The sequence below is a fragment of the Nocardia nova NBRC 15556 genome (assembly GCF_001613005.1).
In the GTDB taxonomy this organism is placed as follows: Bacteria; Actinomycetota; Actinomycetes; order Mycobacteriales; family Mycobacteriaceae; genus Nocardia; species Nocardia nova.
In genome coordinates this window covers 1-15,837 of the sequence record NZ_BDBN01000023.1, presented here as the reverse complement: position 1 = coordinate 15,837, position 15,837 = coordinate 1, and the positions used below count along the sequence as shown (strand labels likewise).

11 protein-coding genes and 1 pseudogene are annotated in these 15,837 nt (G+C 69.8%); 2 read left to right on the top strand and 10 right to left on the bottom strand.

Annotated features, from left to right (window positions below; all coding sequences use genetic code 11):
• Position 1: 1 nt before the first annotated feature.
• The 3 genes from eccCa to eccD are packed head-to-tail and all read right to left on the bottom strand — an operon-like array spanning position 2 to position 7,058.
• Complete coding sequence (gene eccCa / locus NN2_RS10185) at positions 2 to 4,084, bottom strand: type VII secretion protein EccCa (RefSeq protein ID WP_063012548.1); 4,083 nt, start codon at positions 4,082 to 4,084, stop codon at positions 2 to 4.
• A 2-nt stretch (positions 4,085 to 4,086) separates the two neighbouring features.
• On the bottom strand, positions 4,087 to 5,580 hold the full coding sequence (gene mycP / locus NN2_RS10180; RefSeq protein WP_082856884.1) for a type VII secretion-associated serine protease mycosin: 1,494 nt from the start codon (positions 5,578 to 5,580) through the stop codon (positions 4,087 to 4,089).
• 8 nt (positions 5,581 to 5,588) lie between these two features.
• On the bottom strand, positions 5,589 to 7,058 hold the full coding sequence (gene eccD, locus NN2_RS10175) for a type VII secretion integral membrane protein EccD (protein ID WP_063012546.1): 1,470 nt from the start codon (positions 7,056 to 7,058) through the stop codon (positions 5,589 to 5,591).
• 129 nt (positions 7,059 to 7,187) lie between these two features.
• Between eccD and eccA the strand changes: the two genes are divergently transcribed.
• Positions 7,188 to 9,005, top strand: coding sequence for a type VII secretion AAA-ATPase EccA (gene eccA, locus NN2_RS10170; RefSeq protein ID WP_063012545.1), 1,818 nt, complete (start codon positions 7,188 to 7,190; stop codon positions 9,003 to 9,005).
• Positions 9,006 to 9,054: 49 nt separating this feature from the next.
• Here eccA and eccB read toward each other — a convergent pair whose 3' ends face one another.
• Positions 9,055 to 10,563 (bottom strand): type VII secretion protein EccB, encoded by a 1,509-nt coding sequence (gene eccB, locus NN2_RS10165; RefSeq protein ID WP_063012543.1) that lies wholly within the window; start codon positions 10,561 to 10,563, stop codon positions 9,055 to 9,057.
• Between the two features lie 204 nt (positions 10,564 to 10,767).
• Here eccB and eccE point away from each other — a divergent pair, with 204 nt between their 5' ends.
• Complete coding sequence (eccE, locus tag NN2_RS10160; RefSeq protein WP_169812393.1) at positions 10,768 to 12,444, top strand: type VII secretion protein EccE; 1,677 nt, start codon at positions 10,768 to 10,770, stop codon at positions 12,442 to 12,444.
• Between the two features lie 132 nt (positions 12,445 to 12,576).
• On the opposite strand, the gene NN2_RS10155 is transcribed toward eccE, so the two are convergent.
• The 6 genes and pseudogenes from NN2_RS10155 to NN2_RS37700 all read right to left on the bottom strand — a co-directional run.
• A complete protein-coding gene (locus tag NN2_RS10155; RefSeq protein ID WP_030513429.1) occupies positions 12,577 to 12,888 on the bottom strand; it encodes a WXG100 family type VII secretion target in 312 nt (103 codons plus the stop codon).
• Positions 12,889 to 12,937: 49 nt separating this feature from the next.
• Positions 12,938 to 13,273 carry a WXG100 family type VII secretion target gene (locus NN2_RS10150; RefSeq protein WP_030513428.1) on the bottom strand — a complete coding sequence of 112 codons (336 nt, stop codon included), beginning with the start codon at positions 13,271 to 13,273 and terminating at the stop codon, positions 12,938 to 12,940.
• A gap of 78 nt (positions 13,274 to 13,351) precedes the next feature.
• Entirely contained in the window at positions 13,352 to 14,140 is a 789-nt protein-coding gene (locus NN2_RS10145; RefSeq protein ID WP_063012539.1) for an ESX secretion-associated protein EspG, read from the bottom strand.
• A gap of 8 nt (positions 14,141 to 14,148) precedes the next feature.
• On the bottom strand, positions 14,149 to 15,117 hold the full coding sequence (locus NN2_RS10140) for a PPE domain-containing protein (protein ID WP_063012537.1): 969 nt from the start codon (positions 15,115 to 15,117) through the stop codon (positions 14,149 to 14,151).
• A gap of 15 nt (positions 15,118 to 15,132) precedes the next feature.
• A complete protein-coding gene (locus NN2_RS10135) occupies positions 15,133 to 15,429 on the bottom strand; it encodes a PE family protein (RefSeq protein ID WP_063012535.1) in 297 nt (98 codons plus the stop codon).
• A gap of 9 nt (positions 15,430 to 15,438) precedes the next feature.
• Positions 15,439 to 15,837: pseudogene (locus NN2_RS37700) on the bottom strand (hypothetical protein); the annotation flags it as partial.

Sequence of the window (15,837 nt, the reverse complement as noted above, 5' to 3'; positions counted from 1 at the left end):
CTCAGACCGGCGGCAGATAGCTCACCTGCACCATTTCGTTCTCCCTGGCACGGGATACGAGCGTGCCCCGGCCCGGTGCCAGCTTGCCCGACCGTACGTCGCCGAGCAGTTTGCCCTCGTCCTTGGGCGCCGACATCAGCAGCGCGTCGACCGACAGGTCCTTCATCATGCCCAGCACCTTGTCGTACAGCGCCCGCGAGGCACCGCCGGAGCGCCGCGCCACGATCAGATGCATACCGATATCGCGGGCCTGCGGGATGAATTCCAGCAGCGGTTCGAGCGGATTGCCCGCACCGGTGGCGACCATGTCGTAGTCGTCGACCACGATGTAGATCTCCGGCCCGGTCCACCAGCTGCGGTCGCGCAACTGCTGCGGCGTGATGTCCGAACCCGGAATCCGCTGTCGCAGATAGGCGGCGACCTCCTTGATCATGTCGAACGACGTCTGGCCGGAGGTCGAGTAGCCGGCCAGCTGCTGGCCCTCCAGGACGCCGAGCATCGTGCGCCGGTAGTCGATCAGGATGACGCGCGCCTGCTCGGCCGTCGAATTCTCGGTGATGCCGAGCACGATGTTGCGCAGCAGCGTGGTCTTGCCGCACTCCACGTCGGCGAAGGCCATCAGATGCGGCTGGGCGTCGAAATCCATGACCAGCGGCGCCAATTCGTTCTCGCCGAGGCCGACCACCACCCGGGTGGCGCTGCATTCGATCCCGTGCTTCGCGGCCTCGGCGAGCACCTGTTCGCGCGGCACCCGCAGCGGCAGCATGCGGACCGCGGGCGCGCGTCGATCACCGTAGAGCTCGGCGAACTGGCTGCGCGCCAGCGCGATACCGTCGGAGAGAGTCGCCGGATCGGAGCTGGAATCCAGGCGCGGCAGGGCGACCAGCATATGCAGCTTCTCCGGTGTGAGACCGCGGCCGGGGCGGCCCACCGGTACCAGCACCGCGGTGCGGCGGTCCATTTCGGAATCGCTGGGGTCGCCGAGGCGCAGTTCCAGCCGGGTGCCGACGAGATCCTTGACCGCCGGGCGGATCTCGCCCCAGCGGGTGGCGCCGATCATGAGGTGGATCCCGTAGGACAGACCCTGCGCGGCCAGTGCGTTGAAGGCCGGTTCCAGCACGTCGAATTCGGCGCGGATGGTCGCCCAGCCGTCGACGACCAGGAAGACGTCGCCGAACAGATCCTGCGACAGCGGGTCCGCCGCCTGTTCGGCCGGACTCCGCTGTGCAAGTTCGGCTTTACGGCGGCGGAATTCGTGGATCGACTCGATGCCCAGCTCCCGGAACCGCTCCTCGCGCTGGTGCAGCAGGGTCACCATCTCGGCGACGGTACGGCGCACCCGGTCGATATCCATGCGCCCGGCCACCGAGCCGACGTGCGGGATGTCGGACAGGCCCGCCAGCGTGCCACCACCGAAGTCCAGGCAGTAGAACTGCACCTGCTCCGGCGTGTGGGTGGCCGCGGCCGCCATGATGATCGAACGCAGCGTGGTCGACTTGCCCGACTGCGGACCGCCGACCACGGCCAGATTGCCCTGTCCCGCCGACAGATCCACGATCAGCACATCGCGGCGCTGCTCGTAGGGCTTGTCGATCACACCGATCGGCCACCACAACCGGCCGTGCCGGTTCACCGGCGAGCGCCAGTCCGGATCGGGTAGCAGCATGTCCACCGACGGTGATTCGTCCAGCGGAGGCAGCCACACCTCGTGGGCGGGGCGGCCGTGACCGCGCAATCGGTCCACCACCACGTTGAGCAGTGTCTTGGGCACGGTTTCGGCGGGGGTGCCGGGCGGCAGCTCCAGCTCCGCTTCCGGTGAGCCGGGCGGCGGCGGAAGTTCGGGCCGGCCCAGCGGTCCGCGCGCCGGAGCGGCGGTGACCGGTGTGCGCACCGGGACCGGCGCCGCGGTGAACACCACCGGCTCCTGTCCGCCGCCGCGCTGCCCACCGCCGGTGCGGCCGGGCGCGTTGCCCGCGGGTGATTCGTAGGCGCCGGATACGTAGCAGGCGTTGAACCGCAGCGGATCGTCGGCATCGCTTTTGAGGTAGCCCGAGCCCGGCACACTCGGCAGGTGATAGGCGTCGGTGATGCCGAGCACCGCGCGCGACTCGTTGGCGGAGAAGGTGCGCAGGCCGATCCGGTAGGACAGGTGCGAGTCCAGGCCGCGCAGCTTGTTCTCCTCGAGCCGCTGCGAGGCCAACAGCAGGTGGACGCGCAGGGACCGGCCCAGACGGCCGATCATGACGAACAGGTCCGCGAAATCCGGCTTCTGCGAGAGCAATTCGGAGAACTCGTCGACGATGATGAACAACGCGGGCAGCGGATCCAGCGCCGCGCCGGCCGCGCGGGCTCGCTCGTACTCGGTGACGTTGGCGAAGTTGCCGGCCGAGCGGAGCAGTTCCTGGCGCCGGGTCATCTCCCCCGACAGCGCGTCCTTCATGCGGTCGACGAGGGCGATCTCCTCCTCCAGGTTGGTGATCACCGCGGCGACGTGCGCGAGCGATTCGAGTCCGAGGAACGTCGCGCCACCCTTGAAGTCGACCAGCACCATGTTCAGCTGATCCGGCGAATGGGTCGTCACCATGGACAGCACCAGGGTGCGCAGGAATTCCGACTTACCCGAACCCGTTGCGCCGATGCACAATCCGTGCGGGCCCATGCCGTTCTCGGCCGACTCCTTGATGTCGATCTCGACGGGAGTGCCGTCGGGCGTGATGCCGATCGGCACGCGTAGCCGCTCTCGATCGTTGCGCGGGCGCCACACCGACGCCGGATCGATCTGCGCGGCATCGGGAATCTTCAACAGCTCCATCAGGCCGGGCACGGCTCGCGATTCGTCGCCGAGGCTCACGATCTGGGCCGCGGTGGCCACCCGATAGCGGGCCAGCGCCCGCGCCAGGGTCTGCGCTTCGGCGATCGTCAGCGGGTCGGACGTGGCGAATTGCTCCACGCCCGCGGCGGATCTCGCGGCGACGGTACCGTCGGCGACCACCAGTTGCAGACCGCGGCGCACCGCGAGCCCGGCCTGCGGCGCGGTGAGGTCGAGCACGGTGACCGAGTCCAGGCCGGCGTCGCTGACGATCCGCTCGGTACCGCTGACATAGCCGTCGTCGATGATGACCAGCAGATGGATGCGCCCGGCGGTGGGCTGGGCGTTGCGCATGAACCGGCCGCGCTCGAGCAGTTCGGCCGCCATCGAGGTCTCGAGTTCGGCCAGCGAGCGATACATCATCCGGGCCGCGCCCATGCCGTCGCGGTCCACCGGATGTTGCAGGTGCGGGAGCCATTTCGCCCACGACCAGGCCTCGGCGTCCGGGTCGGCGCAGATGATCGCGACCGCGGCGTGGTCGGGGCCGTGGAAGGTCACGTATTCCATCAGCATGGCGCGCACCAGCATGCGCGTCTCGTCTGGCCGGCCCTCGATGTTGATCGCGGGGAACGCACGCAGCGACAGGGCCGTGGGCAGGCCGTGCACCACCGAGTGGGTGCGCACGAAGCGGCGCAGCGCCACCGTGGAGACCGGTTCGAGGTCCTCGAGCGGACCGGTCTCCGGGCGGGCCAGTTTGGTGGCCAGCCGGTGACTGCCGACCCCGACGCGCACATGCCCGAAATCCGGGTCGTTGGGGCGGCGTTCCCACATCCGGCGGGTGCCGGCCACCGCGCGCAGATCGGCCGGTTCCGGATGGCTCCAGATCAGCGATTGCAGCTGGGCGCCACCGGTTTTGCGCACATCGCGGCGGACCTGGTCGAGGTAGCGGAAGTAGTCCTTGCGTTCCTCGTTCAATTCGGCGGCGCGCTTGGGGCCGCCCGAGCCGCGCATCCCCGCCATCATCCCGACCATCGACATCAGCATCATCATCGGGAACATCAGCATGAAGGGGTTGGCGAGCAGATTGCGCCCCATCATCACCATCATCGCGAGCATGCCGACCACCGCGACCACCATGACCACGGGCATGAGCCGCATCAGCAGGGCGGGCGGCACCGGCCGCGGAATCTCCGGCGGGGCGGTCAGCGCCACCTCTCCGCCCGGTGCCCGCGGCGGGGCGATCCGCGGTCGGCGCACGAATCCGTCGGTGGACATGCCTACTCTCCTCGAGGCGAGTCGGTCCCGGTGGGAGCCGGGGTGGCGGACAGGTATCCGGCGGCCGGATCGTCGGCGACCGGTTCGGATCGCCTGCGCCGGTGGGGAAGGGCGGCGGCCCAGCCGACGGCCAGCAGGGCCAGCAACGCGCCGGAGCCGACGGTCGCCACCCGGCGCGGCAGCGGATCGGGGCCCGGATCCGGGGCGGGCGGCGCGATCGCCCGTGGCACCTGCGCGGCCTGGCCGGGTGGCGGCGGCAGCTGCGCGGTGAGCGCCGCCAGCGGATCGATGAGGCCGAATCCGACCCGATCGTCGCGGCCCGCGCCGGGGTTGTGCGCGGTTCGCTCGATCCGGTCGATCACCTGCGCCGCGCTCAGTTCGGGAAATCTGCTGCGTACCAAGGCCGCCAGACCCGAGACGAAGGCCGCCGAGAAGCTGGTGCCGTCGATGGTGAGCGGTCCGTCGTCACCGTGTTCGGTGTCGACCAGACCGGTTCCGCCCGGCTTGCTGTCGAGGGAGATGATCGACCGGCCGGGCGCGGCGACCCCCACCCACGGGCCGTGGATCGAGAACGGCGAGGTCGCGCCGTCCGGATCGGTCGAGGCGACCGAGAGCACGTACGGGGTGAACCAGGCCGGGCTGATGACGGTGCGCACTCCGTTCCAGCCGCTGGTGTCGTTCTGGGCCGAGCAGGCGGACTGGTCGAGATTGCCCGCCGCGGCGACCACGACGACATTGCGGTCGGCGGCGTATTCGACCGCCGCGCCCAGTGCGCCGTCGGCGGTCTCGGAACCGGCTGGGCTGCAGGACACTTCGGAGATGTTGATCACGGTGGCGCCCATGTCGACCGCGCGCACCACGGCGGCCGCCATCGTCAGCACGTCACCGTATCCGCCGGCGGCGACCTTGCCGGTCTCGTCGTTGTTGCGGTTCTTCGCCTCGTACTGCAGGCTCAGCTGCCGGATGGCCAGGATCTGCGCCTCTGGGGCGACGCCGGAGAAGGCGTCGGCGGGACTCGGGCGCGCGGCGATCAAGCCGGCGACCAGGGTGCCGTGGCCGTCGCAGTCCTCGGTGCCGTCGCCGGCGGTCACGAAGTCGCCGCCGGGTTGCAGATCCGGCAGGCGCGGATGGCGGTTCACCCCGGTGTCGATGACGGCGACCTTCTGTCCGGCGCCGCGACTGAACTTCCAGGCCCGGTCCAGATCGAGAATCCGCTGGGGCAGTGGCGGATCCCGCGGAATCGCCCCGGTCAGATACGGCTCGGCGCAGACCGCGCGCTTCTCGGTCTGGTCCGGCGGACCGTTCTTCGCGTTGACGGCCAGCGCCTGCCCGAGGGCGCCCTCGTCGATCGCCGGCGGTGCGACCGCGGTCGCGGGTCCACCGCCGAGCAGCGACGCGCCGAGTACCGCCGCGGCAGCGGCCACGCGCAGCCGGCGAGCCGCCCCGCGCGCGAAACCCGCTACCGGACAATCTCTTCCGTAGCGCAGCACAGTCATCGGCCCGATCAGATGTTCCGGGCGGCCGAATAGACGTCCATCAGCCACAGCGACAGCGGCACGATGGCGATGATCAGCAGATACTCGAAGATCTCGATCGCCCGCCGCACCACCGGCGACACGTCCGCGCGAGGTCCGAGCACACCGAAGGCGACCACCGCCGCGGCGACGATCAGCAACAGGCCCGCGCCGACCGCGCGCCAATCCTCGTTCGCCACAGCGGCTCCCGCGGTGACGGCGAGCGCCACCGCGGTGCCGCCCGCGATCATCGTCGACGCCTGGGTGAGATCGGCGTACGCCCGGCCACGCAGGCACAGCACCACCGCGGTGATCGCCGCCAGCACCAACCCCTGCCAGCGCGCCTCGCCCAGCGGATCGGCCCCCAGGACGGCGCCGAAACCCGCTGCGAGAGTGGCGCCCACCAGGACTCCGGACTGGTACTGATTCGCCGCGTGGGCCCGGCGCTCCAGCCCGGCCGCCGAGGGCAGCGCGGTCGCGCCGATGACGCCGATATCGGCGATGGTCGGGCGCGGTTCGTGATCGGTGGGGTCGATCGCGCCCCCGGCCGTCGGCACCGGGGGAACCGGCAGGCGCGCCGCGGCGACGGCCGCCCGGGGAGCCATCGTGATCAGCACCAGCCCCGCGATCAGCACGCCGACGGCGATCTTCGCGATGTCGAAGTCCCACACCATCCGTACCGCCGCCGCGACCGCGAGCACCGCGGCGCTGGTGACCACCGCGGCCACCACGAGCGACCCGGCGCGGGTCATCGAATACAGCGCCAGCGCCACCACCAGAGCCGCCACCGCCGCGAACAGGACGTGCGGTGATCCCACCCGGCCCGGTGTGAGCAGGCCCGCGCTCGCGCCCAGCAGCGCAATCGCGAACAGCGACAACACGTTCGCGGTCGTGCGCTCGGCCGGATAGCGGCGCGCGACGATCACCGCGGCGCCGGCGGCGAGCACGCCCACGCCGAGCGCGATGAATCCGTTCCAGATGCCGGTGCCCTTACCGGACACCAGGACCGCGACCGCGACGAGTACCGCGATCAGCCCGGCGCCCAACCCCATTCGGCGCGCCGCCGTCGGTGACCAGGCGTTTCCCGATTCGGCGGTGAGCCGCGAGACCGCGTCGATCACATCGTCGAAGAGCGCGGGCGCCTCCTTGGCGGTCACCGAGCGCAACACCAGCAACTCGCCGTCGAAAACCTCGGCGTCGGTGAGTGATTGGTGCGGCGGGATCGGATCGCGGCCGATCCGCGCCAGCGTCCAGTGCTGTGCGCGCACGGGCGCGCCCTCGTCGTGTTCGGTCAGGTCGGGATTGCGGGAATCGATCAGCTCGACCAGGTCGGTGATGTAGGCCGCGACCGGCACGGTCGCGGGCAGGCCCACATCGAGTTGAGTATTTCCGCCGATCACCGACACTCGGCACAATTCCGGGTCAACGGCCCCCACGCCGCTGCTCGACGACTCGGTCACGGATTACAGAACTCCCTACGATTTTCGTCGCTGTATTGCGATGTTCCAAACTTAACCGAGATCGGCTGTCACGGCAGCCGGTATGCTGAGCGAGAATTAGCACATTCACGCGTTTAGGGGACTGTCCGTATGACCGGCAACCGCCAAGCACAACGCGCCTTCGATGCCGGCGTATTGTCATTGGGCATCGCTATCGACGGCCAGGAATCCACGCCCGATCTCGAATATGCGAAGCTCGCATTCCAGCGCGCCACCGAATGGGATCCGGGCATGTGCGACGCCTGGCTGGGCCGGGCCGCGGCCGGGGAGACTACCCCCGAGGTGGTGTTCAACCTCCACAAGACCAGCGGCTCCACCCTCTACCGCGAGCAGCGCCGGCTCGGCCTGGCGCCGCGGCAGCTGGCGGGCCGGTTCGTGGTGGGCCAGTACATCGACTATCCGCTGGCCGGATACACCGAGATCTGGCTGGCGCAGGCGACCCAGCTGATCTCCGCCGGCGATTACGACGAGGCCGAGCAGGTGCTCGACGAGCTGGCCCGGCATCGCGCGGGTCTGCTGTCGCAGCCGGATCGGGATCTCGACGACCGGATCTGCCAGTACGTTCGCGGCCTGCTGCACTACACGACGCAGCGCTGGCCGGATGTGATGACCGTGCTGGCCGGTTCGGCGGACTGGCAGGACTCCTACCTGGCCGCGGGCGCACACGTGATGGTCGGCACGGCCTGTGCGCAGCTCGGCCTGTTCGGCGAGGCGATCCGCCGGATGGAGGCCGCCGAGAGCGGTCCGATTCCGGCCGCGGCCACCACCGCCCGATTCTGCCGCGGACTGTGCCTGCGCGAGATGGGCCGCGAGGACGAGGCACAGGCCCTGTTCGAGAAGGTGTTCTCCGAGGCGCCGGACTTCGCCGCGAACACCCAGGCCATGCGCGACCGCAAGTACCGCCTCACGGTGACCTCGAAAGAACTGATCGACGCGCGCACCGACCGCTGGGATCCGGCCTCGGCGCCCACCGCCGAGCAGGTCGAGACCGAGGAGCGCGGCGATCGGGCCAAGCGCCTGCTCGAGGTCGCCCGCGCGGAGTTGGACGAGCAGATCGGCCTGGCCGCGGTGAAAACTCAGGTGGCGAAACTCCAGGCCACCGCGCAATTGGCGAAGATTCGAGCCGAGAAAGGTATGTCCAGCGCGCCACGCGGACAACACCTTGCGTTCACCGGCCCGCCGGGAACCGGTAAGACGACGATTGCCCGAGTGGTGGCAAAAATTTACTGTGGGTTGGGTTTGTTGAAAACCGATCGACTGGTAGAGGTAAAGCGTTCGGATTTCGTCGGTGAACATTTGGGAAGCACCGCGATAAAAACAAATAAATTGATCGATTCCGCGATGGACGGAGTGCTGTTCGTCGACGAGGCGTACACACTCATTCAGACCGGCCTGTCCGGCGGTGACGCGTTCGGCCGCGAGGCGGTGGACACCCTGCTGGCCCGGATGGAGAACGACCGCGATCGGCTGATCGTCATCATCGCCGGCTACGACGGCGAGATCGACCGGTTCCTGGCCTCCAACGACGGTCTGGCATCCCGCTTCGCCAAGCGCGTGAAGTTCGAGTCCTACACTCCCGAGGAACTCGGCCGGATCGGTCAGTTCATTGCGAGCAAACGGGATTCGGAGGTCGCCGAAGATGCGCTGGAACTGCTCCAGGCGGCGTGCCGGGAGCTCTACGAGCGCCAGGTGGTGGATCAGAGCGGTGAGCAGCGGCGGGCGGTGGACCTCGCCGGTAACGGCCGGTTCATTCGCAATGTGATCGAAGCCGCCGAGGAGGAGCGCGAATTCCGTTTGGCCACAGACGAATCCATCGACCTGTCGGCGGTGGACGAGACGGTGCTCATGCGGATCGAGGGCGCCGATATGGCCAAGGCGCTGGAAGGTGTACTCGGCGGATTGCGCTGAGCCGCACCGCGATCGGCGGACCGGTCGCGCTGCCGGGCGGCCGTGGCGGTCAGTTGTTCTTGCCCGGCGGTGGGATCGGCCGGGCGCAGGCTACCGCGCTCGCGCCCGCGTCCGGGCACTGCGGCAGGCTGTCGTGACTCATCAGAGCGTCCTGCCGGGTCAGCGCCGGGCCCGCCGACAAGGCCTCCACGATCGGCTTCGGCGCCGGCTTCGGCGTCTTCGGCATTCCGAGGACCTTGGCGGTGTCGGCATCCGGGATGCCGTACCGAATCCCGTTGTCGCCCACATAGAACAGCGGGCCGTTGCTCACCGCGCCCGGCTCCGCGCCGACCGACCGCACGAACTCCCCCGTGCCCGGGCGCAGATAGACGCCGTCGATCCGATCGCCGGCGCCGTCCGCGGTCGCCGGGACGACCGGCTCCGCATCCGCGGGCAGGGGCAGCGCGCGGCCGGCGAGCAGAGTGACCGTGGCGCGCGCGTCGTCGGCGGCACGGGTCCACGACAGACAGGCCACCGGATCGGCGTCGGGCGCGAGCACGGACGGAACCTGCTGCGGGAAATCGTCGATCGGCAGCCGGTGCAGAACCGGGATACCGACGATGCGGTCCGGCGGAACGGTCGAGATCTCGTTCATCCCTTGCGAATTCGCGTCGCGGATCAGGCCCGCGGCGAACGGCGTGACCCGTTGCACGCCGTCGGCGAGGACCACGTACAGCTCGTCGGCGTCCACGCCGTGTACTCGGATCACACCGCCGACCGGCACATCCGACAGCTTGCCCGGACCGGGCGTCCCGTGCCGGTCGATGTCCGGAACTGCCAGCGGCGGAACGGGTTCGGTGGCATCGAGCAGCGCACCGCCGATCGGCCGTGGACGCTCATCCCGCAAACCGAGGGAGCGGACCAGAACGGAATCGCCGGGATCGATCTCGGCACGCTTACCGTCGTAGACGAGGAAGGTCTTACCGCCGTGGGTGGCCAGCAGCGCCTGGTCCGCGCGCACCGGCACCGCGCGGGCGCCACCGGCCGGATTGTCCAGCGGCCCGGCGATCACCGTGGTGAGCGGGCCCGTCGCGGCCGCACCACCCGTCGCGGAAGGCAGCAGGTTGTCACACATCGTCCAGGTGGACCGCCGGGGATCGCCCGATCCGGGCAGGGCACCGGGCGCGCCGGGAATACCCAGTAGCGGACCGCGCGGCTGGGTCAGTTTGCTGTCCTTGACCGAGGCCGGCGAGGCGTCGGCGCCGGTGACGAGGCGCGCCGAGGCCAGATTGAGCACCGGATGCAAGGTTCCGTCCACGAGGACGTAGAGCGCACCGGAATCCTTGCCCATCACGATCTTCGAGTCACCCACGGAGCCCTGCGGGTGCAGGAAGGCCAGGATCGCCGCACCCGCCACGCCCAAAAGTCCCAGTACGGCGCCGATGACGAGCGAACGGAACTGGGTCCGCATGGGGTCGTGCAGCATCCGGACGTCGCGCCGCACGAGCGCGTGCTCGTAACGCTTGAGCAGGAACCGGTAACCGTTGACTTGGGCACGGGTCGTCAACTGCGCCGGCACAACCGCCTCCCGATACCCACTAGCTGATTCCGATGACCCGATTCGAGGGCGCGAACCGATTCCGCCCGCGCTTCGACAGACTAGCGAAGCCGAACGAGTTCGGTCCATTATGTGCGCATGAACTCCACCGCGCGCGGAGAAAAAGTCACACCGCCTCGAGACGATTCATCCGATGCTTCCGAATCGCGCTCGAACGCACCGCAATTGCGTTCGACGGAATTCTGGCTCTTCCACCTGCTCCCCCTGCGCCTGGTGCTTCCGGTGCTGGTCACGGCGGCCGTGGGCGCCTTCGTGGCAAGGGTTTTCACACCGCTGTGGTGGGTCCCGGTCGTTGTCGCCGCGGTGGTGGTGATCGTCGCGCTGGCGCCGATTCGAGGCACTTCTCTCGCGCAATCCCTGGCGCGCGGAATTACCTTTCGTTGGCAATTGTTTCGTAATCGTTCCACCGCCGTTCAACATTCGCCATTCAATGTTCCACTGACGGAAGGCGGAAGTTACGGAATGCGCTGGGACGGTGGCCGGCTCATCACCATGTTGCGGATCGACGCGCAGCCGCGAACGGTCACCCGGCTCAGCCCGAGCGGTCTGCTCGGCGACGATATGCTGCCGCTCGCCGAGATCGCGCGCTGTCTCGATCAGTTCGACATCCGGCTGGCCGCCATCGATGTGATCAGCACCGGATCACGCAGTGCCGGCACCGGTGCGGTGGCGCGCGCCTACGAGAGCATCCTCGGGCCGCTGCCGGCCGTGGCGCATCGGACGGTCTGGGTGGTCCTGCGGCTGGATCCGCTGGCCAACGCCGCCGCCGTGGATCGGCGCGGCGGCGGGGCGGAGGGGACCCTGCGCTCGGCGGTCGTGGCCACGCGGCGGGTGGCCAATCGGCTCGCCGCGCGCGGTCTGTCGGCGGTCGCGCTCTCGGCGACCGAGATGAATCAGGCGGTCGCCCAGTTGACCCTCGGCGCGACGCCGGAGGAATTCGAGGAGACGACGGACAGTCTGATCCACAACGGTTTTCACCACACCACCTACCGGATGACACCCGAGGCCCTGGGCTCTCGCGGCATCGCGGAGGTGTGGTCGACGCCGACGGTGACCTCCACGATCACCGTGCGGCTGCAGCGGGTGCCGGATGCCGGGCCCAGTACGGCCGCGACCACCGACACTTCGATCGCCGTGACGGCGACCGCACGCTTCGCGACCCGCGACGCGCCGTGCCGGGTGCGCTCCGCCGGACTGATTCCTTTGCCCGGAAAGCAGCGGCGCGCAATGCTTTTCAGCCTGCCGCTCGGCACCGGCGTGCCGGCTCTGCCGCTGGACAGCTACCTCGGACCGCCGGACGCCCTGGACCGGGTGCCGATGCCGATCGCCGGCTGCGGACAGCTCATCGGCGCCGACAACTCGGGCCAGGGTGTGGCGCTGCCGCTGGTGAGCCGGCACGTGCGCCGGGTCGAGGTCATCGGCTCCCCCCTGGTCGCCAAACAGGTGATCCTGCGCGCGATCGCGTTGGGCGCCAGTGTGGTGGTGCACACCAATCGGCACGACGAATGGCGGCCGATGGTCGGTTACGTCGATATGCCGCAGGCGCTCACGCTCGCCACCTGGTCGGCCGGTTCCCAGCAGGCCAGCTCGTATCGGTTCGCGACCATGGTGGTCTTCGACGGCATCGCGCCGAGCGGGCACCACTCCGACGCGACGGTGATGCTGCTGCGCCGGCCCGGGCAGGCAGCGGACGGATTCGAACCCGACGTCACCCTGATCGAGGATCCCGAGACGGCCAACCTGGTCACGGTGCGCACCGAGGCCGGGGAGACCCGGGTGTACATGGTGGCGACACCGGAGGAACTGCGCTACGTCGGCGCACATCCCGCCGTTCCGGCCTGACGCCGGCCGAGCCCGCCTCGGCGGTTCCGGCATGTGAAGCGGCTGCCCGCCGAACCCGGGCGACGACAGCGAAAGGCCCGCCCGATCTGGGACATCGGACGGGCCCTTCGTGGTGGAAACTGCGGTGCGGACTCAGCCGCCGAAGCCGTTGGCGACGACCTTGTCGGCGGCGGTCGCGTTGTTCATCGCCGCGGCGACGGCCTTGGACAGCGCCGACACCTTGCCCATGGCGGTGCTGGGGTCGCTGTCGCCGTTGATGTCGCCGAACTGCTGGTCCCACTTCTGCTTCGACTGCTGGAACGCCTCGAGACCGGCGTTGCCCTCCCACGCCTGGGCCAGCTTGGCCGCGCAGTCCTGCAGGTTGCTCGCCTCGGACTGCAGATCCTTGTGGAAGCCGTTCAGCAGGTCGGAGAGCTCCTGGAGAACTGTTCTTTCGTAAAGCATGTCGCTACCTTTCGTACGTGTGCGGTGGAACGGTTGTGCTGGATTCGCCTCAGACGCCGAGGTTGGTCAGACCGCCGGTCTGCGAGATGAGCTGACGGAACTCGTTCTCGTTCTCGCTCTCCAGGCCGGTGTAGGTCTTGTTACCGTGGCCGACCTCCTCGGTCATCTCGTTGAGGATCTGGTTCAGCTTGGCCGCTTCCTCGTCCCAGTCCTGGGCGGCCTTGTTGCACGCCGAGAACGCGTCGCCCTGCCAGCCGCGCTTGGCGGAGTCGACCGCCTCGGTCACGCGGGCGATGGTGGCGCGGATGCGATCGACCGAGTTGGCCATATCGGTCTGCGCCTGCGAAGTACTCGCTGCATCGTTACTGATTTGCTGTCCGGCCATCGTCAGGCCCCTCTCTGTGTTTTCCGGTAATGCGGGTGGTCGGTACTACAGGTGGTCACTGGCACGGGATCTCGCGAGCTAGGGCATCCACCTTCCCCCGGGCAAGGTGCCGATCAGCGCCGTAATCGCCTGTGCGACGCGGTGATCGGATCCCGGCGTGAAGGTGGTCCACATCCGCTGGTCGGATGCGATGCCCGGGCTGGCCGCGATCCGGCCCCGGGCGGTGTCGTACACCACCGCGGCGCCGGAGGATCGGGTGGTGATGCCGTCGGCGTGGAGGTAGGCGACGATCTCGGCGTGCGCGTGGCACTGCGAGAGCGCCATGCCGAATTCGATCGCCGCGCGTTCCGCCACGTCCAGTCCGTACAGGGCTTCGGCGAATTCCGTTGCCGCCGTGGCAGTGTCCAGTCGCTGCGCCAGCTCGTCGGTGGGGGCGCTGAAGCTCGCGATATCCGCGGGTTCGGCGGGACCGAGGACCTCCAGCACGGGACGGGCCAGTGCCGCACCGTCGTCGTCCGCCCAGATGGTGCGGACGTCGATCCGGTCGCCGGTGCGGACGGCGACCGCGTGCCCGGCGCCGCGCCGCACCACCGACACTCGATGCACCCCGGCCGCGGTGACGATCCGCGCCGCGAGTTCGGACTCGGGCCGGGCCAGAATCGACAGGGCCGCACCGAGTTCCGGCTCGACGTCGTCGTAGCGGTCCACGAGCCCAGCGCCGCGCAACCCGCGCAGTGCCTCGGCTCGCGCCGCGGTGAAGGCGTCGATCGAGTCCTGTCGTGGTCCGACCTCCAGCACCAGCGGCAACGTCTGCACGCCGAGCAGTTCGGCGACGGCCAGGACGGCGTCGTTGGTCAGGGTCGCCATAACACTCCTTACGCGGGACTCGCGGTTCCGGATGCGGGCGGCGTCTCGACGCCACCGAGAACCGCTGGGGCGGCGGCCAATCCGGCGTCGATCTCGAATTCGCCGACGGCGGGTGCGTCCGCCGCCCCCGCCCGGGCGACGCGTTCCTCCTCGGACTGCGCGGCGGCGGGGCCGGCCGCGGCGGGAACCGCTTGGCCGGTGGCCGTCCCGGTCTGCGCGGGCGAGGCCTGCAGCGCGGTGAATTCGGTGGACCGCGCCACCTGGGCGACGGTCTGGACACGGGTGCCGGTGAGGGTGCGCGGCATATCGAAGGCGGCCAGGTTCGGCATGGCGGGCATCCCGGGAACGGCGGGCATCGCGGATGCCGATTCGGCGGCCACCGCGGCGGCCGCCTGCTCCCCCGCCAGGGCGTCGCCCGTGGCCAGCACCGGCGGCTCGATCTGCTGCCACGGCATCGCGAGCGGTTCGGTGGCGGCCTCGTAGGTGCGCATCACCCGGGCCGCGCCGGCCTTGGCCACGTCCTGATCGGCGCTGATATCGGCGGCGGCGCCGACCAGCGGCGCGCCCATCGCGGCCCCGATGGCCTGCACCGTGTGCATCGCCTGTTCCAGCGCCGCGATCTCCGCAATATGCGGCATCGCCAGCCGGGCCACCTCGTACGCCGCGGCCTGTTCGGCGGCGTGGGCGGCGTTGCGCCCGGCGGCCGTCGCGGCGTCGAGCAGCCAATCCCGCATCCGCGCAATGCGTTCCAGCACTTCGTCACTGCGGTCGGACTGCCAGTGCCCGCGGATCTCGGCGACGATCCGGTCGTAATCCACCACGGCGGCACCGAAGTTCGCGGCCAGCCGCCCCCAGGCCGAAGCGGCCTCGGCCATCGGCACCGATCCCGGGCCGGTCGTCAGTTCGCGTGCCAGCCGCTCGGTCGGCCTGGCTTCCCAGACCACCCCGGTGAAGCCGTCACCCGGTGGTTCGACCATGTCGTCGCGCCCCGATCAGGCCGTGGCGCCGAGGTCAGCGGCGTTGTCGCTGTCCATTCGGGACAGCCCGCGCGACTGCGCCCGCAGGGTGGCGGCCAGTTTGCGCAGCTCCTGCACGCCGAGGTTGCCCGACGAGTCGAACGACGCGCCGACCTCGGTCAGGGTCGTCGCCGCACGCAGCGACACCTCGTCGATACCGGGAGCCGCCACCGACAGCGCCGGGGTGTCGGCCCGCAGGCCCGCCTCCAGACGGTCGGCGAGTGCGTCGAGATCGGCGGCGGTGCGCGCCGCGACTACGGGATCGAATTCCATCGCGAACTCCTAGAGGGTGAGAGCTTTGTCCGGCGGCTCGGTGTCCGGTGTGGTGGTGACCGCGTCGGCGGCGCCGACCACGGGGAGGGAGACTCCGGCGATATCGCCCACGACGTCGTTACCGTGCGCGGCCGTGACGAGCTGTCCGCGCACCGCGTCGCTCGCGCTGCTGGAATCCGAAGCGGCGCGGGCCATTCCGGCCGCGCCGGCGCCCGGCGTCATCGGCATCATGCCCGGGCTACCCGCCGTACCGGACGAGGCGATCGCGGATTCGGTGCTCGCGGTGACGGCCGCCTCCGTCATGATCGACGGGGTGCGCGCGGCCTGCAGGGATGAGGACATCTCGGGTGGCCCGGCGGCCGGTGCGCCGACGCCACCGGGTGCGCCGGCTCCGGATCCGGTTCCGGC

Bases quoted from the DNA above. Each gene is read 5' to 3' on its own strand.
- eccCa (WP_063012548.1), bottom strand. From the start codon at position 4,084: ATGTCCACCGACGGATTCGTGCGCCGACCGCGGATCGCCCCGCCGCGG.
- mycP (WP_082856884.1), bottom strand. From the start codon at position 5,580: ATGACTGTGCTGCGCTACGGAAGAGATTGTCCGGTAGCGGGTTTCGCG.
- eccA (WP_063012545.1), top strand. From the start codon at position 7,188: ATGACCGGCAACCGCCAAGCACAACGCGCCTTCGATGCCGGCGTATTG.
- NN2_RS10155 (WP_030513429.1), bottom strand. From the start codon at position 12,888: ATGCTTTACGAAAGAACAGTTCTCCAGGAGCTCTCCGACCTGCTGAAC.
- NN2_RS10150 (WP_030513428.1), bottom strand. From the start codon at position 13,273: ATGGCCGGACAGCAAATCAGTAACGATGCAGCGAGTACTTCGCAGGCG.
- NN2_RS10145 (WP_063012539.1), bottom strand. From the start codon at position 14,140: ATGGCGACCCTGACCAACGACGCCGTCCTGGCCGTCGCCGAACTGCTC.
- NN2_RS10140 (WP_063012537.1), bottom strand. From the start codon at position 15,117: ATGGTCGAACCACCGGGTGACGGCTTCACCGGGGTGGTCTGGGAAGCC.
- NN2_RS10135 (WP_063012535.1), bottom strand. From the start codon at position 15,429: ATGGAATTCGATCCCGTAGTCGCGGCGCGCACCGCCGCCGATCTCGAC.